Source organism: Fulvivirga sp., from assembly GCF_040218215.1.
Taxonomy (GTDB): Bacteria; Bacteroidota; Bacteroidia; order Cytophagales; family Cyclobacteriaceae; genus Fulvivirga.
In genome coordinates, this window is record NZ_JAVJQL010000016.1 from 1 (window position 1) to 21,233 (window position 21,233).

The 21,233-nt window shown below is 38.8% G+C and carries 17 protein-coding genes; 8 read left to right on the plus strand and 9 right to left on the minus strand.

The annotated features are described in order from the left end of the window. The 3 genes from RIB54_RS12755 to RIB54_RS12765 all read right to left on the minus strand — a co-directional run. Nucleotides 1–1,594, minus strand: a 1,594-nt coding sequence (locus RIB54_RS12755; RefSeq protein WP_350101264.1) for a BspA family leucine-rich repeat surface protein, incomplete at its 3' end; no start/stop codon positions are given. Between the two features lie 347 nt (nucleotides 1,595–1,941). Continuing rightward, complete coding sequence (locus tag RIB54_RS12760; protein WP_350101265.1) at nucleotides 1,942–2,409, minus strand: ImmA/IrrE family metallo-endopeptidase; 468 nt, start codon at nucleotides 2,407–2,409, stop codon at nucleotides 1,942–1,944. A gap of 100 nt (nucleotides 2,410–2,509) precedes the next feature. Further along, nucleotides 2,510–2,851 carry a helix-turn-helix domain-containing protein gene (locus RIB54_RS12765; RefSeq protein ID WP_350101266.1) on the minus strand — a complete coding sequence of 114 codons (342 nt, stop codon included), beginning with the start codon at nucleotides 2,849–2,851 and terminating at the stop codon, nucleotides 2,510–2,512. A 122-nt stretch (nucleotides 2,852–2,973) separates the two neighbouring features. Between RIB54_RS12765 and RIB54_RS12770 the strand changes: the two genes are divergently transcribed. Genes RIB54_RS12770 through RIB54_RS12780 form a run of 3 tightly spaced genes read left to right on the plus strand, consistent with a single transcriptional unit; the run spans nucleotide 2,974 to nucleotide 6,016 of the window. Then, the gene (locus RIB54_RS12770; RefSeq protein WP_350101267.1) at nucleotides 2,974–3,411 is read left to right on the plus strand and encodes a lecithin retinol acyltransferase family protein; all 438 of its coding nucleotides are present in this window, start codon (nucleotides 2,974–2,976) and stop codon (nucleotides 3,409–3,411) included. 4 nt (nucleotides 3,412–3,415) lie between these two features. Beyond that, nucleotides 3,416–4,285, plus strand: a complete 870-nt coding sequence (locus tag RIB54_RS12775) for a pPIWI-associating nuclease domain-containing protein (RefSeq protein WP_350101268.1) — start codon at nucleotides 3,416–3,418, stop codon at nucleotides 4,283–4,285. 18 nt (nucleotides 4,286–4,303) lie between these two features. Next, nucleotides 4,304–6,016, plus strand: a complete 1,713-nt coding sequence (locus tag RIB54_RS12780) for an NERD domain-containing protein (protein ID WP_350101269.1) — start codon at nucleotides 4,304–4,306, stop codon at nucleotides 6,014–6,016. Nucleotides 6,017–6,808: 792 nt separating this feature from the next. On the opposite strand, the gene RIB54_RS12785 is transcribed toward RIB54_RS12780, so the two are convergent. After that, a complete protein-coding gene (locus RIB54_RS12785; protein WP_350101270.1) occupies nucleotides 6,809–7,579 on the minus strand; it encodes a hypothetical protein in 771 nt (256 codons plus the stop codon). 191 nt (nucleotides 7,580–7,770) lie between these two features. Here RIB54_RS12785 and RIB54_RS12790 point away from each other — a divergent pair, with 191 nt between their 5' ends. After that, entirely contained in the window at nucleotides 7,771–9,084 is a 1,314-nt protein-coding gene (locus RIB54_RS12790) for a Gfo/Idh/MocA family protein (protein WP_350101271.1), read from the plus strand. 45 nt (nucleotides 9,085–9,129) lie between these two features. Here the strand turns inward: RIB54_RS12790 and RIB54_RS12795 are convergent, their stop codons facing one another. The 4 genes from RIB54_RS12795 to RIB54_RS12810 all read right to left on the minus strand — a co-directional run bounded on the left by RIB54_RS12795 (nucleotide 9,130) and on the right by RIB54_RS12810 (nucleotide 15,033). Further along, nucleotides 9,130–10,623: a serine hydrolase gene (locus RIB54_RS12795; RefSeq protein ID WP_350101273.1), complete on the minus strand. Its 1,494-nt coding sequence runs from the start codon at nucleotides 10,621–10,623 to the stop codon at nucleotides 9,130–9,132. A gap of 511 nt (nucleotides 10,624–11,134) precedes the next feature. Further along, on the minus strand, nucleotides 11,135–11,872 hold the full coding sequence (locus tag RIB54_RS12800) for a sulfite exporter TauE/SafE family protein (protein ID WP_350101274.1): 738 nt from the start codon (nucleotides 11,870–11,872) through the stop codon (nucleotides 11,135–11,137). Between the two features lie 150 nt (nucleotides 11,873–12,022). Further along, a complete protein-coding gene (locus RIB54_RS12805; RefSeq protein ID WP_350101275.1) occupies nucleotides 12,023–14,695 on the minus strand; it encodes an ABC transporter permease in 2,673 nt (890 codons plus the stop codon). Beyond that, nucleotides 14,692–15,033 carry a PadR family transcriptional regulator gene (locus RIB54_RS12810; RefSeq protein WP_350101277.1) on the minus strand — a complete coding sequence of 114 codons (342 nt, stop codon included), beginning with the start codon at nucleotides 15,031–15,033 and terminating at the stop codon, nucleotides 14,692–14,694. Before RIB54_RS12810 ends, RIB54_RS12805 begins: the two co-directional genes overlap by 4 nt. A gap of 255 nt (nucleotides 15,034–15,288) precedes the next feature. Between RIB54_RS12810 and RIB54_RS12815 the strand changes: the two genes are divergently transcribed. From RIB54_RS12815 to RIB54_RS12830, 4 genes are all read left to right on the plus strand, one after another. Beyond that, entirely contained in the window at nucleotides 15,289–15,894 is a 606-nt protein-coding gene (locus tag RIB54_RS12815; RefSeq protein WP_350101278.1) for a DUF6134 family protein, read from the plus strand. Nucleotides 15,895–15,985: 91 nt separating this feature from the next. Then, a complete protein-coding gene (locus tag RIB54_RS12820) occupies nucleotides 15,986–16,441 on the plus strand; it encodes a (2Fe-2S)-binding protein (protein WP_350101279.1) in 456 nt (151 codons plus the stop codon). A gap of 26 nt (nucleotides 16,442–16,467) precedes the next feature. After that, entirely contained in the window at nucleotides 16,468–18,672 is a 2,205-nt protein-coding gene (locus RIB54_RS12825; protein WP_350101280.1) for a xanthine dehydrogenase family protein molybdopterin-binding subunit, read from the plus strand. Nucleotides 18,673–18,888: 216 nt separating this feature from the next. Next, entirely contained in the window at nucleotides 18,889–19,959 is a 1,071-nt protein-coding gene (locus tag RIB54_RS12830) for an IS110 family RNA-guided transposase (RefSeq protein ID WP_350101281.1), read from the plus strand. Nucleotides 19,960–20,311: 352 nt separating this feature from the next. Here the strand turns inward: RIB54_RS12830 and RIB54_RS12835 are convergent, their stop codons facing one another. Continuing rightward, a complete protein-coding gene (locus RIB54_RS12835) occupies nucleotides 20,312–20,743 on the minus strand; it encodes a universal stress protein (protein ID WP_350101282.1) in 432 nt (143 codons plus the stop codon). Between the last annotated feature and the right edge of the window lie 490 nt (nucleotides 20,744–21,233).

Consider the following 21,233-nt stretch of genomic DNA (forward strand, 5'->3'; position numbering starts at 1 on the left):
ATGTGCCTATCAGGTCTCCAACTGAGTTGTTCTCCAAAATGGTATTAGCAGATAAATTGATATCATTAGGAGCTTCATTCACATTGTTAACACTTATCGAAAAGGACTTTTCAAAAGTCAGTCCGTCATTATCTGAAGTAATAATGACTACTTCATACGTATCGGAAGCCTCGAAATCAAAGGCCACTTTGGCAAGTAACTGATCTCCAATGATTTCAAACAGGTCTTCTCCTGAAGTAATATCATAGGTTGGTGTATCGTCACTATCATCATCAATAGTAGTCAAGGTGCCTATCAATTCTCCATCTAAGTTATTCTCATCTATAAAATTGGAAGTTAATAGGATATCGGTAGGTGCCGAGTTAGAGCAATCCTTTGTACTACCATTAAATACCCAATTATTAATAGAAATTAATTTATTTCTCGCAGCCTCACTATTGCAATAGGTCAGCCCTCTTACTCCAATAGGAACGTTAGACTTAAGAGTTGGCAACGCTGCCCACCCAATTAATGTTTTATCTAAGTTTATACGAGACAAACCACAGAGATCAAGCATCTCTTCCATACCTTCTACATTACCTATGTTCCAACCACTAAGATCTTGGTTAAAAGCAAAAGCGCTTCTGAACATCTGATTCATACCTACTACATTACCAACATCCCATTTGCTTAAGTTTTGATTAAATGATTCAGCAAAATAAAACATTCGGCTCATACCTCGAACTTTACTAACATCCCAATCACTAATGTCTTGATTGAAAGCTGAAGCAGACATAAACATAGTTGTCATGTACTCAACATTGCTAACATCCCAGCTATTGATATTTTGATCAAAAGAGATGGCTCCAATGAACATAGAAGCCATCTCATTTACCTTACTAACATCCCAAGAAGAGATGTCTTGGTTAAATGATCTTGCAGATGCGAACATATAATTTGTAGCAGTTACATTTTTCAAATCCCAATTATCCAATGGCTGATTGAAATCTGAGGCAGAACTAAATACCCCTTCCATTATTCTAACATTTGAAACATCCCATTGATTAATATTTTTATTAAATGATGTAGCCCGATCAAACATGAAGGATATTGTAATAACATTACTAACATCCCAATGGCCAATATCTTGATTTAATGAAGAGCACCCCGCAAACATATCGCCCATATCTGTCACATTTGATAAATCCGGACTGTCACTAGCATTAATAATCAAATTTGAGCTTCCATTGAATGCAGATTCCATTGAAGCCCATTGATTGTCGCCCCACTGTTCTACAGTCAGTATCTTTTCCTTATCTCCGGAATTAAAAAAAAATATTCTAGGGAAATTCCCAATAATAGAAACCGTGTATGTTCCTGGAGATGAGTAGGTATGAGTAATATTTCCAGAAACATTTTGGTCACTATTACCATCTCCCCAATTAACTGTATAATTATAACCTACTCCTGTTGTTGGAATCGTAATTTGGTTGTCTTCAGAGGTCCCCGGATTATCCGTTTTCCATGTTGTTATAAATGGCTGCTGAGCAATAACGAAAGATTGAAAAAATGCTAGACATACTAGGCATAGCAATAGGCGATAAATAGTATTCAATATTTGCAGTATAAGGAATGAATATTAAACATAAAAAATGTAAAATTAATCATTTTATATTTAAGTACTAAGTACGCAACTTACAAGAATGAATGTAAATAAAGACCCTAGCTGTTCTCGCATTTTTTATGCTTAATATCTCTGCTGCGTTTCTATTACGAAATCTACACGGTAGGTTTATGATTTCCTCGCATTATGTTAAGTAAGCTTTGGGATAAGTAGGCACTAATAATTTATATTTTAAAAGGAGGGAAGAAAGAGTTTTTCATCATAGGGTGGGAGAGACACACTTATTTAGGCGTTGGATTGAGTGTTAGGTAAATGTGTGTGGCTTTGAGTTGTTTTGCCTAATGTCTATTTCTAATATGATACACCTTTTGTTTAGCTCCAGATTTATTTACTCTGTATTTTACCATATCTATACTAGATCCATATTGGATGGCGATTTCTTCTATGGTTTTGCCATTTAACAAAGATGTTACAAGTCCATCAAACGGAATTTGTAGGCACCCACCAAGCCAATTTGCCTCATTTTCATGAATTTCATTGTAACTCCTTAGCAGTAAACCTTGATGAATTGAATTTTCATCAATTGTTGGTTTATGACCTAATATGATATGTGAAAGTTCATGCATAATTGTACTTTCATTTCTCGCATTTGAATGCTGAGCATTAAACAAGATAACTGGTTGTTCATTACAATTAAATGCTGCACCAGACCAATCACTAGCACCATTAAGAGTGTCTAGATCATTAACAGAAAGGTTGACATCAAATTGGGATAATACTATTACACCTAAATGCTCCGCTAACAATTTAGCGGGAAGGTAGTCATGTACGGTAATACCTAATTCCTCTCTAAATGAAATGGTATACCTATCAGCTTTAGCTTTGAACCCGTAAGTATAATTATTTTTAGCTATTTTTGTTTTTAACTTGGTTGAATGCCAAGTTAATGAAATTAACTAATGATTCAACGGTTTCGGCAGAAAGTGTTTTGTCAGCTCTTAATGATGCAATTACATTAGTTTGGGTATCTTCCTGATTCACAGTACTTTCTGTAAAATAGTCAGTAGAAACATTTAACCATTCACATATTTTTACATAAGTATCAATATCAGGTAATTTACCTTGCTCTATTCTAGAAAGTGTGGGGGCACTAATGTTAATTTCTTTTGCTGTAGCTCTCAAGCCTTGCTTTCCCCGTTTAGATTTTATCATTGAAGAAAGCTTATCAGAATTGATTTTGGATGCCATCTAGTTTAAAAAATGTTTCACCAAAGAAACAATAATTTAAATTACGAAACAAATTAATAATAATATTCGTATCTTTACCAATACAAGTGTATTACTTGTGTTACACTTTTAATAACGTTAATATGAATTACAAAGTTCGACAGTTTATTATTGAAAACAATTTGCAAGCAGGAGATGCAATTGTCGCTAAAAAGATCGGATACAGAATATTAGACCACTTTATTGTGTATTTAGGAAGAGATTACTGTGGTCATTGGTTTATGGCAAACTCAATGGAAAATGGAGTTCGAAAATACAATGAAAATGAGGTGTTAGAATTAATTAGAACTTTCGAGCCTGTACAAATACGTAAGTTTCATGGCAATCAATATGCCAGAAGAATTGCAGTACAAAGAGCATTAAGCCAAGAGGGGCAACCATATTCTTTATTTGGAAGTAATTGTGAACATTTTGCAAATTATGTTCAAAAAGGCATCAAGGAAAGTCCACAAGTAGGTAATTGGGTAGGAGTAGGCTTTTTAGCTTTAGTTTTTGGAGCATTAACATTCGGAAATAGATAAGATTATGGCAAAGAGAATTTCTTTATCTCAATATAAAAGCAAATTGAGACAACTGCAGAATAAGCAGAAACAGGCTATAAATAAGTACAATCAAGAAGTTAGAAAGTATAACCAGAAGGTTAATCAAGCGATAAATAAATATAATCAAGATGTAAGAGCACATAACTCTAGGGTTCGAGCTAATAGACAAAGGTTGATAACCGAAATGAATAAACTGGCTAATTCTAATTCAACTAGACATGTTGTATACCATAGATCTGTGGTTTCTTTAAACAATAGGTATGTTAATCTAGATAGTCGTTCAGAATCGGGGTCATTAGATTCCAATTATGATTATTATTTGGACTTATCCGAAAAGGAAACAGCGAATAGTGCTGAGGTATTGAATTCCTTATCTCATACAGGAGATGAAGATTCAAATGTATATTCACTTACATCGACTTTAAATGATGAATTGATTGCTATATCGATTGACTTAGATAATAGGTGGAAAGGAGCTGTGTTTTCTTTAAACCCGAAAAACCCAGATGCTGCAAGACACTTTTGTACAAGTGCTAGGGAAGTATTTACTCAAATTTTAGAAATTAAAGCCCCTGATAACACTGTAATTTCTCAAATACCTAACTGTGACACTACTGAATATGGAAAACCAACTCGTAGAGCAAAGATTAAATACTTGCTTCATCAGAAGGGTTTATTTGATGAGGAATTTGGAAATTTTGTAGATGAGGATGTCAATAATATATTAGAATTATTTCGTGTCTTCAATGATGGTACTCATGGTTCTTCTGGGACTTATAATTTTCAGCAATTAGTCTCCATCAAAAAGCGAGTAGAGGATGGCATAATATTTCTATCCAATCTAGTTCAATAATTAAGAAGCTATATTCATATGAGTTTAGAGTCTAAATCTAAGGAGCTGAAAGAGCTCGTGGCTATTTATGATACTAGATGGTTCCTTGGTAATCTTGGCAGTTTGATGAAGGCAATCGCGGATAATAAAGCTGATGACCAATTAGGACAACTATCATCTCCGATGCGTCAATTGTATTACTTAGGAGGATTAGCTATGAGTAGTGATCCAGAGAAAAGTGTGCAGATACAATATTCAAATGAAGAATGGTCAAAAATAGTTAAACTTTTAAATGAAATAGAATTAGAATATGACAAGATATTTTTCCCGCAAGAGGGAGAAACAATAAATGAAGAATGGAAAAGAGTAAGGCAAGTTGCAATGCCCTCTTTCTTATCATATTTTAATCAAGGCCCGTTGAACTATGAAGAGCAAACCATTAATTGGATAGACGGACTATACACAAAGTTAGATTCAATAATTGAAGATGAGACAGGATTAAAGACCATCCATTTTTTAAAATTTTATGAAAACCTAGATGCTCTGATTCAAAAAAACTTTCAAGGCTTTACTCCTAATGGAACGCTTAGACCAGATTGGGAAGTTTATACGAACATGCCAGTTGTACCTGCGGATCATATGCCAGATTTTATGATGGAATTGTTTGAGGAGAGAAAGCCACTCATGACTTATGTCGCTGACCCTGGAATAATAAATCGATTTTATCCCAAAGAATTAGTTTCACAAGACCTTACACTTGATCAGGTAAAAACAATTTTAACTTACTTAATTTCAACTCGTACAGCATCAAATTTTATTTACTATACAGAATCTAAACCAGGGAACCCTTTGTATGATAAACCTATAGTAGAATTAGGTGATGACTTGTTTCAGGTATTTGAAATAAAACAAGTTTTACATGCAATTGAGAATGTGTTAGAAAACATATGCTCAAACACTACAGAAACTACAACCAAACTGATAGAGAAAAAAGGTAAACTTCTTGAAGATAAAATATTAGATATCTTTAAAAAGCTATTAGGGCCTGATATTGAGATATATACAAGTTATTACATCGATGGATGTGAACAAGACATTTTAATTTTATGGAAAAAGTATGCCTTTATAATTGAAGCAAAAGGGTATAAATTGAATGAACCTTTTAGAGATCCTGAAAGAGCCTTTAATCGCATAAAAAAAGATTTTAAAAGCTCAATAGGCTATGGATATAAACAAACCAAAAGGGTAGAGGACAAATTTGTTAATCAGGAACCTTTAAAAATTGAAGACAAAAATGGCAATGTAGTTGAGGAAATTGATACAACTAAATACAAGGGCGGGGATTTTTCCATAATTGTAAACCTAAAATCATTTGGTCAGATTCAAAATGATCTATCAGTTCTCTTAGAAATCAGCAATGATGATTGCTTTCCATGGGTTGTAAAACTTGATGATTTGGAAGTTTTTATTTTGACTTTGATAGCTCAGAAAAGAAAACCAATTCATTTTGTAAACTTCTTACTTATGAGGGAAGAGTTACATGGTAAACTCTTTTGCTCTGATGAACTTGAAGTATGCGGAGGTTTTTTAGTTAATAAAATCAATAGCGGAATAGTTGCTCGTTCAGAAACTATTTTGACAGCTCCAGATTTGGCAACAATTTTTGATAAACAGTATATCAAAGGAATGGGCTTTGATAACGAAAAATATATAACTGAAAAAAGAAGCGGAAAATATATTTTCTGGGGATAAAAAAATCGAACATATTATGTTAAATAGGACATGAGTGTAGGCCTGCCAAAATACCGGGCGTGCGTAGGCCAGTGGGTGGAAGTGATTATTTTGGCTAGACCTTTTGAATTCTTTTGGGGCAATGCCAAAAGTATTTGCCTAGCGGCATGAGCGTAAAGCGAACACAATTCAAAACAATCAAACCTGTGAGCCATTATATACACATAGCAATTATTGCTTTTAACAAAGCGTTGGCTTGCAAGTGTTTTACAGGCAAATTCCAAATCGCTGAGAATAGCGTATTTGAAATCAAACCGTACAATTCCCCGAATATTGAAATTATAAGCGCTGAGCTTTGCCTGGAAATCTCTTGCATTAGTGTAGGCTCATCAGGCATCAGCCTGACAGCGGGTGGGTAAAACTATTAATAGCTGTTTGGACAGGGCAAGCCGTGCGGATGATATAGCGCGCTGGCCGAGCGGCTATTTAATATAACGACTAATTATATAACAACGAACCTAGATGCACAGACCGTTCAGAACTTTCTTCATCACGGAGGGAAAGCTTGTGTGTTCTATTTACTTGGCTGCCGAGAGCCAAGCAAGTGAGGTACGAACGCAGACATAATAGCAATTATATAAAAAGCATGGGTGCTAGCCGAGCCGCAAATTCCTTAACATAAAATCGTAGACGTTATCGTACTGCATCCGATAACTGATTTTATGTATAAATACTCGTTCCTCGTATTACGGAATTTGCTATGTTTGTTATATAATTTATATTATGTTAAATAGACATTATTAGAATGTCACCCTACCGGACGATACTCAGTTTTCCTTTTACGCTGCCTACATACACAGGCATCTGCATAGAAACTCCATCCTCGCTGTACTTCAGAAATTCTTCGCCACCAATTTTTATCTCCCAAATTCTGCCATCACTATAACTCACCACAGAAATCTGATCGTCAGCCACAGCCTCGTGCTTCTGGCTAAAAAATGTTTGCTGCAGCTGCTGTGTCAATCCTTCACGCATTTGCTCTTCAGTATATGGATTGGTCGCGGCATAGTCTCTGATCTTTACATTCATTTCACCTACAAAGCCTTTGGCATCACCAGCCACAAGGTAGCCATACAGTTTCTTGCCAAACGCTTTTACATCAGCTTCCTTTAGCGGGTCACCGGTAAGTAGCAAATCAGAGAAATCGAACCGCTCATTATCAAAGGTCATTTCCTTACTGCTCATGTCCGTTACTTCCATACTTAGCTTGGCGTCTATTCCGCCAGTGTCTACCATCTCGCCTTGCGAAAATGGCGCTACATCAGCCTCCAGCGTTCCGGGCTTGCTTTTATCATACGCCTCGGCCTCTATTTTCAGTACGTTGTTCTTACTTATCAAAAACAGCTGTATCGGCAATGACACAGTCGCGTCATACTGATCTTCAGAAGCATAAACAGGAAATCCGTTCAAATAGCAGGTAAATTTGATATTCTCGCTGTTAACGCTCAAATGGTAAAAATCAGGCTGTGCCATGGTTTTGGTGGTTAAAATGAGTAAGAAACTAATAATGCTTAATCGTATCATAGTCAGTTGGTTTACAGGTTGTTATGTAGTGTTTGGGATACGGTCTTTCTTCAAGATAGTGATTTATCCCATTCGGGGCAATTATCTTGCATTAAACCATTTAAAAGCAGTTTTATACCATGTTATAACACTGATCAAGACAAAATACTTTAACTTAAAACACTTAACTATTTTAACTACACTTAATAACTATGAATTCTAAGTATCAATCCTCAAGGAGGAGTTTTATCAAAAAATCGGCAGCGGGCTTTGCCGGTATCACCATCCTGCCCTCTTTAACTTCCCTGGCCAACCCTTTTGCCGCCAAGGAAGTGAAGCTTGGTTTTATTGGTATCGGTCAGCAGGCCATGAATCTATTGCGTGCTTTTATCCAGGTGGAAGGCGTTACTGTGGTGGCCGGCTGCGATGTATATGGCCGTAAGCGTACCCGTTTTGAAAACGTACTGAACGAGCATTATGAGAAGGAAAAGAAAAAAGTTGAAATCAAAACTTATGAGCGCTATCAGGACCTGTTAGCCCGTCCTGATATCGATGCGGTGGTGATCGCCACACCTGACCATTGGCATGCGCTGGTAGCCATTGCTGCTGTTGAAGCCGGCAAAGATGTGTACCTCGAAAAGCCGATGACTTTTACCATTACAGAAGGTCAGGCGCTGGTTAAAGCTACACGTAAAAACAACCGCGTTTTAGGTATTGGTAGTCAGCAGCGTTCAGATCCTAATTTCCAGCATGCCGTTAAAATGGTACAGACTGGCGGACTTGGAAAAATAGAAAAGGTTAATGCTTATGTAGGAGCGCCCCCTACTCCTTACACCCTGCCTGCTGAGGATGTTCCTGAAGATCTGAACTGGGATTTATGGCTTGGTCCATTACCTGGTAACTTACACTATAACAAAGAGTTAAACCCTCCTATATCACTTAACCCTCCAAAAGATGAAGAATTCTGGGGCGGCTGGCGCTGGTACAAAGAATTTGGTGGCGGTTTCACTACCGACTGGGGTGCACACATGTTTGACATCGTCCAGTGGGGACTTGGTATGGATCGTAATGGTCCTGTTGAAGCGGCACCTATTGGTGACGGTAAAGAGTTCATGCAATTTAAATATGCCAGTGGCGCAGTTGTAACTTCTGAGCCTTTCAATGATAAGTTGACCAAGGGTGTGAAGTTTATGGGTGATAAAGGCTGGTTAGAAGTATCGCGCGAGCATTACCTGGCTTCTGATGATTCATTAATGCCTGCAGATAAGTCGGATAAAGAGGTTCCTTATGAGCAGCTTATCGCACATCCACAAAACTTCATCAATGCGGTGCGTGATCGTGTAGATCCTGTGGTGCCGGTAGAGATCGGCCATAGCTCTTGTACCGTTTGTACATTAGGCAACATTGCCTGTGACCTTGGACAAACCATCCAGTGGGATCCTTTAAAAGAGAAGTTTATTGGTGATAAAGGTGGTGTGGCTAAAGCCAAATTGCATTACAAATATCGTAAGCCATATAAATTATAATGCATAAAGCAGAGAGGCTAAACTATTGAAAGCCTCTCTGCTTTTTTATTCCTTCACAAACCCATAGCCCCAGAAATACAGGATTTTAGCTTTACCCTCAGCACTGATTTCGAAATTGAATTGACTATCAGTTAACCCCGAGAATTCATCCACATAGCTAAAGGTATTGTAATGCCAATGCTCGTACAGCCCCTGATGTTTATTATTTAAGTTAAAATGCAACTTATCATCCTTTTGGGTAATGATGATCTCGCCATACATGGGATGCTTGTAAGTACCGGCATATGCCGCTAACTCCAGCGTTGTTTTCGTGCCTTCTACTCTGCTTTCCTTGGCTTTCCTGACATTAGCTTCACCCTCTGCTTTAAAGCCTTCATACAGATCAAATATCTCCTTACGCCAGTCACGGTCACCACCCAATGCGTACAGGTCAAAAACTTTATACATGATGGCATGACGTAGCTCGGCATGGTCCATATTTCCAAACACATAAACACTCAAATTATAATCTCTGAGCTGCCCGTTGATAGCAATCAACCCGGCAAGGCTACCCGTATGGAAATCCACCTTCTCCCCTTTGTAATCATGCTGAAACCAACCTAATCCATAGCTCGTCCAGTGCGGTTTGGTGAGCTGTGTAGTAGGATAAAAGCTATTTTTAGATATCAACGCTTGTGGTGTAAACAGGTATTCGAAAGTGTTGCTTTTTATTAACGTATCTCCCTGATTTACACCATTTTGCTGAATAAACTTTAAGTATTTATTGATGTCAGAAATGGATGACCAAATCATACCTGCAGGGCCTATGCCATCACTAAAAGTTGTAGGGAAAGTGATGCGCTTATCTTCATCATTTAATAAATGTGGAGTTACCCTGTTGTCAACAGCCTTTACATCTTTAGAAACCAGTTTGGTATCATTCATACCCAATGGATCCAGAATCCTGGCTTTAACAAAGTCATTCCACTCCATACCGCTCGCAGCCTTGATGACCTCTCCTGCTACAGCATACATGATATTCTGATAGACATAACCGCCACGCAATGGATAAGCTATTGGCGCGTGACGCATCCTTTTGATTGTTTCTTCAGCATCTAGTTCTATGCCATACCAGATGAGGTCCGCATTGCCAAGCCCCAGGTTATGGGTCAATAAATCCTTTACAGTGGCATCTGCAGTGATGTATGGATCAGAGAGTTTAAAATAAGGTACATGATCTGTGACTTTATCCGTCCAACTCACTTTGCCTTCATCTACCAGCATGGCCATTGCCATGGCCACCATAGCTTTGGTTGTAGATGCCATGGAAAACAAGGTATGCTCATCAACCCTAGTCCCATCATCCTGATTCCTTACACCATAGGTTTTGGTAAAGACTGGTGCGCCATCTTTAACCACAGTTACCGCCAGTCCCGGTATTTGCCAGTCAGCAATGCCTTTTTTAATAAAACCGTCAAGCTCCTTGGCTTTCTTGTCCTGAGCCTGGGCAGTGATAGCACAGAGTAAAACTATGGTGATAATTCGTAAGAATTTATTCATTAGTCTTGATTGATGTTAGAAGATCAAACAAGATAGGAAAAATTATTAATCCGAGTTTGGTAAAGGAGATTACAGACATTTTTCTTTCTTTTTACATATTGGAAGAAATATTCCGTAATAGCGAAAATGCTTATAGTTCGTCATGTCGATATGAAGTGCAACGAAATGAGACATCTCCCTTTAGGCTTCTCACTTAGTAATTAGGAGACTTCTCACTCCGCTATGCTCTGTTTCGAAGAGGCGGTCCTATTAGGTTTTGTCTTGCCTGCCTTCCGGGAGACGGGCCGCAAAATTAAGATCCGTCATGTCGAAATGAAGTGCAGCGGAATGAGACATCTCCCTTTAGGTTTTGCGGATAATGATTAGGAGACTTCTCACTCCGCTATGCTCTGTTTCGAAGAGACGGTCCTATTAGGTTTTGTCTTGCCTCCCTCAGTACTACTTCGGCAGGCGGGCCGGAAATTAAAAGTTTACATTTTTGAAACCTATAGTAATTTGGTATCTCAGCAGTTTATTTAATCAAAATAATCACCGCCCCAATAGCCGTGAGCAGCAAAATCATTTGCCTGAATCGCTTCTCTCTGATAAGTTTTACCAGCCTCACTCCTCCAAAGAAACCTATGAGCACTCCTGGAAATAGCGAAGCGCTAGTCATTAAGGATGAGGTAGTTATGGTTCCCCATACCCAAATATGGAAGGGCAACTTGAATAAGTTAATGATAAAGAACAACCAGGCAGCTGTACCTATAAACTGATCTTTCGGCAAGCGCATAGCCAGAAAGTAGATATTGGAAAATGCGCCTGCCAGATTACCCACCATGGTAGCAAATCCAGCACTGAGCCCCATTACAGGAGCAATCAGTTTATTGTTGGTCAGGTTCTTATTACTCCTGTCCCACCAAAACATAATCACCACACTGATGAGGATAATGACCGACATCCCTTGCTTAAAAATATGCTCAGACACATCATTGCCTGTCCATACCCCTATCAGTACTCCTGCCATCATCCAGGGCATCATTTTAATGAGATAAGGCCATTGCACATGTCTGCGATAATAGGTGACAGCAAGCACATCGGCACCTATAAGCATGGGCAGCAAAATCCCTGTAGAAGCTTTAGCACTGAAGGTAATGGCCATTATGGCCACACATAGCATGGCTATGCCTTTGATGCCAGACTTAGAAAGCCCAAGGATGATTCCGGCTAATAGCCCGGCAGCCAGAATTTGCCAGTTATCAAAGGGCATAAATAGATGTTATTGGAAATAAAAAAAGCATAGCCCGCAAATTAAAGCGAACCATGCTCATTTACCAATTTTCAATGGTTATCAACTAACGAACTATTTAAATATCGATTGCTAACTGTTCATTGTTAATTGCCAATTGCTCATTGAAAATCACTCACTCCTCAGCGTACTCACCGGATTAGACACAGCAGCTTTTATGATCTCATAACTCACTGTAACAATGGCCAACAATAAGGCAGACACTCCTCCTACAATAAAAGTCATCGGTTTCAGGCTTGTGGCATACGGAAATCCAGAAAGCCATTCTGTCATTCCATAATAACTTGCCGGAATAGCAATGATAATACCTATAATAACCAATATGGCAAAACGTTTGGTAAACAAGTACATTACACTGCCTACAGAGGCACCTAACACCTTTCTAATACCTATTTCCTTGATGTTTTGTTCAATGCTAAAAGATGACAGGCCAAAAAGCCCCAGCACCGCGACAAAGATAGTCAGCCATGAAAAGTAAGATACTAATTGGCTGAGCTTCTCTTCTGCCATATACTGGTCATTAAAACTTTCGCTTATGGTATAGTAGTCAAATGTAGAACCCGGACGAAGTGTCTCCCATTCCCCTTTCAGATAATCTGAGGCCTCAATTTCCATTCCTTCTTTAAACTGAACAATAACATTTCTGGCCCTACCCTGAGTGATAAGAAAGACCATAGGTGCGATGGATTGATGTAAAGATTCAAAGTGAAAATCGTCTACCACACCAGTAATGAACCCATTTCTGCCACCATAATTAAATTTCTTGCCCACTGCCTCTTCAGGGGATGTGTACCCAAGTCCAAGTATAGCCGCATTATTTAATATGAAAGCTTCAGTAGAATCACTGGCCAGGTTATAATCAAAGTTTCGTCCTGCCAGGAATTTCACGTCCAGCGTTTTTAAATAGCTGTGATCAACATGGATATCGGCAATTCTGAAATTGATATTAACCATCTCACCACCTATCTCAGCCTGTCCACCTTGTGAATCCAATAACCTACCTGAAGGCACCCGACTGGCAAAGGTCACATCTTCAATACTCGGCTGTTTCATTAGCCTGTCTCTGATCATCTGGAAATTATCATGTATCTGTTGGTTAGATGGCAGCACGATCATATTGTCCTTTCTAAACCCCAGGTCTTTCGTTTTCATGTATTCTATTTGATCACCAATAACACCCACACCTATGATCAGACAGATGGAAATAAAAAATTGAAAAATCACTAAAACAGATCGCAGGTTCACCTTCTTGTGGCTGTTGAGTTTTGCCCCTTTCAAAACCTTTACCGGAGTAAAGTTTGATAGGTAAAAAGCTGGATAACTGCCTGCAATCAGCCCTACCACTAAAACCACACCTAAAAGTAATACTGAGAAAAACAACGGATCAACCGTGGTTAATGACAGCTGTTTTCCTGAAAAATTGTTGAACCAGGGCATTACTACCACCACTATTCCTACGGCCAATATCGCTGATACCGTGGCAAGCAATACAGACTCCGTTATAAACTGTCTGATCAATGAGGTTCTGAAAGCGCCCATCACTTTTCTTACCCCTACCTCCTTCGCACGTTTCATTGACCGTGCTGTAGAAAGGTTCATAAAGTTGATGCAGGCTATAAGCAAAATGAACAAGGCAATAATAATATAGGTATACACGTACTTAATATCGCCATTGGCCTCAATTTCGCTATCCAAATGCGAATGCAAATGAATGTCAGTCAATGGCATTAAATGCAATTTATTGGTTAATGATGCCGGATTCCCATCATTACTTTGACCTAAGTGCTTATCCATAAATGCGGGCACTCCAGCCTCGAATTCTGTAGGGCTCACACCTTCAGGAAACAGTAAAAAGGTAGAGAAGTTATTGCTACCAAACTGTTGCATCAGCTGCTCTTTGCCCACCACATTTTCATAGGTAAGAAATGAGGCAATCATGTTATAATGAAAGTGGGAATTATTGGGAGCATCCTGAATAATACCTGTAATCTTCATTTCAATCTCCAATCCGAAATTATTGAAAGTCAATGACTTATCTATTGGGTCTTCATCACCAAAATACCTTTTTGCTGCCGTCTCAGATAGCACCAAAGTGTTTGGTTCAACCAAGGCCGTTTCAGGTTTTCCTTTAATAAACTCCCAGGAGAAAACTTTAAAAACATCTGCATCAGCAAAGAAAAAGTTATCTTCTTCAAATTGCTTTTCTCCATCGGCAGTACTCATCAACGGACCATAGCCACTCATAAGTCTTACCGCCTGCTCCACAACGCCTTCAAAATCATTCTCGATCAATGGAGCAAAAGGTGGTGCTATATGGCCCAAGTGCAAACTTGATTCACCATCCTGATTTAACCATTCCCGTGATACTCTGTAAATCCTGTCGGCCTTATCATGGTATTTGTCATAGCTGAGTTCGTTTTGCACGTAAAGTGAGATGAGAATGGTGGCGGCCATGCCCACGGCCAGGCCAAAAATGTTAATGAAGGAATACAGCTTCTGTCCAAGTATATTCCTTACGGCAATTTTTAGGTAATTACGTATCATGTCTATGTTGTTTGAGTTTGAGTTTTTAAAACGACCTTTTATTTTCTTCATTACTGAAGGCCTTAGCATCAGCAAAACCTCCTTCCTATATATGTTTCGGGCTACAGCAGTACCATGAACTTCTACATTATGATAGTAAGCTTCCTCAAGGTCTCCCTGTAGTTCTTCAAAAAAATCATCAGCACAAAACCATTCGAATAGTCGCTCGAACACCCTCGGTGGCCTGTCTTCTTTTGTCATAAAGCATAATTGATATTTACCGCCCAATCCGGTACTTTGGTCCACAATTGCTCACGTACGGCCCTTGCTTCTTTTAGTGATTCCTTTCCAAGATTGGTGACTGTGTAAATACGCTTTCGCCTCCCACCGCGCTCTTCGGTTGCCCCGCCCATCTCAGATTTAATAAAGCCCTTCTCTTCCAATCTGGTAAGCGCAGTATGCAGTGCTCCCCTGCTTATGGTTCTTTTAAGCTCCTTTTGAATCTCTTCCTGGATTCTTACTCCATAAGATTCTTCCTGCAAAATGAGAATGGAAAGCAATACAACTTCCTGAAATTCACCCAAGTAAGTACCTTTCATAATTTCTTCGTTAAGTATTAGACCACCTATTTATAAAATGGTTGCGCAATATTCCAATTATTTGTTTCGTAAATGGATACGAGAAAAATACGGTACACTTAATCATTTGTTTCGTATTTGAAGACTTTTATTTAAAAGTGCCTTTTATCATGAATAATTGAACGGTTTCCTTCTAATAAAAATCCAGTAGATAATAATTGTTTGTAATTGTTGTCGTTCATGGAAGGAATGAATACTAAAATCATATATTAGGCCATGCCCTATAGATTCATCATTGTCATATCATTACTATTATTCAGAGTCAATTTCACTCAGGATGCTACTGCCCAGCAGCATTCCTACACCATCAACCTGCGCGGTGATAAAATCGGAGAGATCAGTGCCACTAAGGTGGAAGATGCTGGCATGACATCTTATTTGGTTATTTCAGATGTTACTTTCAAGGTATTGTGGAAGTCGTATAACAGAAAAACAGAGCATGATCTTTTAATTGAAAACAACCGTATAAAGAAAAGCTACTCAGGCATTTATATGAATAAAACCAAGGAGGATTCCGCTTCTATGGAATACTTTGATAATAGCTATAAATGTTTCAAGTTTCCTGATAAACATTTCAATCTGGAAAATGCAGACATCTCCTATTTTTCAGCTAAAATGTATTTTGAAGAACCTATTAACATTAAAAGTGTATTCTCTGAGAGGTTTTTAGAATACTGCCCTTTAGAAGCCCTTGGCGATCACAAGTACAAACTCTCACTCCCTAATGGAAAGGAAAACATCTATACTTATGCTGACGGAAAATTGGTAGAGGTATATGTCGACCGCACCTGGTTTAGTCTGAAATTCGAAAAGCAACATTAGTCTAAGAATCATTACCATTCATCCCAGTCAATAGTCTTTCTATATACATTGTCTTTTATCTGTGCTTAAATAAAAGTATATTAAAGCTATCATGGCACAATATACAATCACTATCAACGGAAAGGCGCAGCAAGTAGAAGCTGCCCCTGACACGCCCATGTTATGGGTACTTAGAGATCACCTCGATCTAGTAGGAACAAAGTTCGGATGCGGCATTGGTCAATGTGGTGCCTGTACCATTCATTTTAATGGTGTGGCCACACGATCATGTCAGATTCCGATATCTGCAGTAGGAGAAAATCCAGTAGTTACTATTGAAGGACTATCAAAGGGACAGGATCATCCGGTTCAAAAAGCATGGATCGAACATGATGTTCCACAATGTGGCTATTGCCAGAGTGGACAGATCATGAGTGCAGCTTCTTTACTTAAGCAAAACCCTAATCCAACAGATCAGGAGATTGAAAATGCAATGAGCGGCAATATCTGTCGCTGCGGAACCTATACACGGATTAAGAAAGCCATTAAAACCGCGGCCAATAGCTAATTCATCCTACCTAAAAACTTAACACAATGACACTTATTAAAACCAAATATAATCGTAGATCATTCTTAAAGGTCACCACTGCTTCTACCGGTGGTATTATCTTAGGCTTTAGCTGGCTGGCATCCTGCTCCCCTACGCCTGAGCAAATCAAGCAAATGCCTGATGAATGGTTCAATATCAATGCTTTTCTTAAGATCGGTGATAATGGCATAGTAACTATTATGTCTCCAAATCCTGAAATCGGCCAGAATGTAAAAACCTCTATGCCGATGATTGTAGCCGAAGAGCTGGACGTTGACTGGAAAGATGTGATTGTTGAACAGGCCGGTTATGATATCCAAAAATATACACGCCAGTTAGCTGGAGGAAGCCAATCTATCAGACAAGGATGGCAAAGCTTGCGAATGGCAGGTGCCACTGCCCGTAGGATGCTTCTTGAAGCTGCCGCCAAACAGTGGGGAGTTTCTGCTGACGAGCTGACAACAGACAAGGGTGTAATTAGCCATGCATCGGGCAAATCAATGACTTATGGTGAAGTAGCATCCGCTGCTGCAGGTATTGAAGTTCCTGAAGAAGTTAAACTTAAGGATCTAAAAGATTTTAAAATAATCGGCCACCCTACCAAGAATGTGGATGGGCCGAAGATAATTAAAGGTGAGAGCTTGTTTGGCCTCGACTACAAGGCAGACGGTATGCTCATTGCCATGATAGTACACCCAGAGGGCTTCGGCATGAAGCTTAAGTCCATGGATGCCACTGAAGCTAAAGCTATGCCTGGAATTAAAGATGTATTTTCATTTAATGTATATCCTGAAGGCATAGAGAAGCAATGGTCAGATGTTAATGCCTTCCCTGAGCAGATTGCCATTGTAGGCAATTCTACATGGGAGGTAATGAAAGCCAAAAAGGCACTAAAAGTAGAATGGGAATATGTAGAGGGTACTGGCGAAAGCACCACCAACTACATGGAGTCGCTATCAGCATTAATGACCAAAGATGCTGCTGAACCGGCAAGAAAGGATGGTGACCCCGATGCAGCCTTTAAAAATGCTGCTAAAACCATTGAGAGGGAATATAGTGCGCCCTTCCTTGCGCACAATACATTAGAGCCAATGAACTTCTTTGCCAATGTTAGTGCTGACAAGGCAGAATTGGTTGGTCCTGTTCAAACACCGGAATATCTAAGCAAGACCATTGCCCAAGTTTTAGGCATGCCTGAAGATAATGTTTCCATTATGATGACGAGAATGGGTGGTGGATTTGGGAGAAGACTTTATGGAAACTTTGGCGTTGAAGCCACCATGATCTCCAAACATGTAGGCGCCCCTATTAAACTGGTATACAGCAGAGAAGACGATATGACACAGGGAACCTACCGCCCTGCTTATAAAGTAAAGTATTCGGCTGCTTTTGATGAGAGTAATAACCTTACTGCCATTAAAATCAAAGGGGCAGGTGTAGATGGAAGCCCTGTTTTTGAAAATAGATTTCCTGCTGGCGCATTGGATAATTATTTATCGGAAAACCACAATCTTGTGTCGACAATATCGACAGGTGCATGGAGAGCTCCAAGATCAAACTTTATTGCATTTGCCGAGCAATCTTTCCTTGACGAGGTGGCAGAAACAATGGGCAAAGACCCTATAGACTTTAGATTAGAGCTTTTTGACAGGGCTAAGTCTAACCCTGTTGGAGAAAATAATGATTATGACCCCGAAAGATATGCGGGTGTATTGAAATTGGTAAAAGAGAAATCAAATTGGGGTACCGAAACTCCTGGAGTAACCAGAGGTGTTTCTGCTTACTATTGCCATAACTCCTATGTTGCTCAAGTAGTGGATGTGATGATGAAGGATGGAAAACCACGCGTTCAAAAAGTGTGGTGCGCCATTGACTGCGGGATAGTAGTAAACCCCGAAGGCGCATTAAATCAGGTAGAAGGAGGAATTATTGACGGTATTGGTCATGCCATGTACAGTGCCATGACATTTACCAATGGCGTGCCTGATCAGAAAAACTTTAATGAATACAAACTGATAAGGCATAATGAAGCGCCACTTGAAATTGAAACGCACTTCGTGCAAAATGGTATCGACCCAACGGGTCTTGGAGAACCTAGTTTGCCACCAGTAGCGGCTGCACTTGGTAATGCTATTTATAAGGCCACTGGTAAAAGATTGGACGGCCAGCCTTTTATAGATTATTTGGGTGAGGCCATAGAATTAGGCTAAATATCAAAAAGGAGGTGTATCAAAAGTATTAAAATCTCGTCTTTGCGAGAAATCGAAGCAATCTCATGGTTGTCTGCGAGTCCTTAGAAGAGATTGCTTCACTACGTTCGCAATGACGCCAAACTTTTGAGTTCGTATGATTGAAAAATAAACTTCGGGTTGGTTTTCACAAATAGATTTATCTATTAAGGAGTGATAAACCAAACACCGAAGCTTATGAATAGAGTTAAGTTACAAAGAAGTTTTGAGGGAGAGGATATCTATATTGGAATAGATGTCCATCTCAAGAGTTGGAAAGTGAGTGTATTTAGTCAAGAGTTTGAATTAAAGACCTTCACCCAACCACCAGATAGCAGTTTACTGATGGTTTTTTTAAAGAAACATTATCCTGGGGCCACTTACCACTGTGTATATGAAGCTGGGTTCTCTGGTTTTTCTACGCAGCGGAGATTGGCTTCAATGGGGATAAATTGTTTGGTAATCCATCCGGCAGATGTACCCACAATGGATAAGGAAAAGAAGCATAAAAGTGACCGGATCGATAGTAGAAAGCTAGGAAGAAGTTTAAAGAACGGAGACCTCAATGCTATTTATGTACCGGACCAACAGATTGAGCAGGACCGGGCCTTACTTAGGACCAGGGATAGGATTGTGAGGAACAGAACCAGAGTAAAAAACAGGATCAAGTTTTTCTTGATGTTCTTTGGGGTGGAAATCCCTGATGAGTTTAGTGGTAAAATTTGGTCAAAAGGTTTTTTGGAGTGGCTAAATACGCTATCTCTTGGCAAATCAGCCAAGCATTCCATGAAGGTATATCTTTCAGAATTGAACCATCTGGAGGTATTAGGCAAGGAACTCAATAAAAATATTAGAGGGTTGGCAAGATCAGAGAAGTACGTAAAAAAAGTGAACCTATTAATGGGCATTCCTTCTATAGGAATGATTTCAGCCATGACCTTACTGACTGAAATTGGAGATATAAACCGCTTTAAATCACTAAAATCACTTTGTTGTTATTTTGGCTTAGTACCAAATTCCAGAAGTAGCGGAGAGACTTCTCATGTTGGGCGAATAACACGAAGGGGCAATAGTTACTTGAAGTTCATTCTGGTTGAATGTGCATGGACGGCTATGAGAAAGGACCCTGCTTTACTGTTGGCTTATAAATCAGCCATTGTGCATATCGAGCCCAACAAAGCGATTATTAAAGTAGCAAGAAAACTATTGAACAGGATCAGGTTCGTATTGAAGAATGAAAAAGAATATGAAGCTGGAGTAATCCAGTAAACCTATGAGCAAGGAAGTTGCGGGATAAACGCTAGAAGGTGTCTGTGACATCTCGACCACCGGGAAGGATCACTATTTTGAGTTTGCGATCCCGCTTCCTATTAAAATAACAGCGAAATTGTGACCTCTCAATACTACTGAGGGTGTTCACTTATAGAAGAGTTGTTTATAGGATTAGATAAGTTGTTGAAATGTGGAAAACCAAGGTTTACAACATTCCAACAACTATAATGGTAATGATATGTCTATTTTTTGATCGAAATATAATTTAATCGACCTGAGGCTTGTTTTTCAACATAGAAGATACCTTCTTTCCAGATATATTAAAGGGTGTATGAAATGCGCGTATAGCTTACAATGGCACTACAAGAACTGGCATTTTTGATTTTTTGACAATTTCAGAAGAAACGCTTCCTACAAAAGCCCGATACAAAAAGTTATGTTCTTGATGTCCTGTTATTATCAGGTCAATGTTTAATTTTTTAGATTCTTCCAATACCATATCAATAGTAGCACCTTGAATTAATAAACCCTCTGCATCAATTCCCTTTTCTTTCAAAACATTGGCTAATGCTTGTAACTGCTTATGTTCACTTCTTAAATCCGATGCCCTTGTATCTCTTATGTACTGTGGCCCAACATCATACCCTATGAAGTCAGGCTCTGGAGCAGAAACATGTAAAAGCCACACTTTTGACTTAAAGGCAGTAGCTAATTCATATGTTTTATCAAGGAGCAATTGCTCACCATCATCAAAATCAAGGGCAACTAAAATATTCTTCAAATCAATAGTGTTTAATAACATCAATTTAAAGATAAATGCTTAACCGAACAAAGCCCATGACTTTAATCATGGGCTTTGTTCATTTATTTCTTATCAAAACAACCCTATAATCCCCTCAAAGTGATATAGTATTCAAGTGAAATTAACTTTTTAAATAATTCCTAATTAGGGCGAAAAGGAATGTCATGAATCCAATTCCAGGAAAAATAAAAAATAACCACCATATATTGGTGAGTATTGCCAATGTAACCAAGGCCATTATGTAAACAATAAGGATCCATATTTCTTGAGGCCTTTTGTTCATTACATTCCTAAGTAATGTTGGAAGACCAACAGATAATGGAAATAATATTACCAGAGTCACTATCACCACAGCCTCTGTTAGCCCTTGATTGTAATAATATCCAATAAAAAGGCACGATAGGGCAAATAAAATAAGGAATATGTCCCTATTTGTCCAATTGGTGTAGCTTACTTTCACTTAAAATTC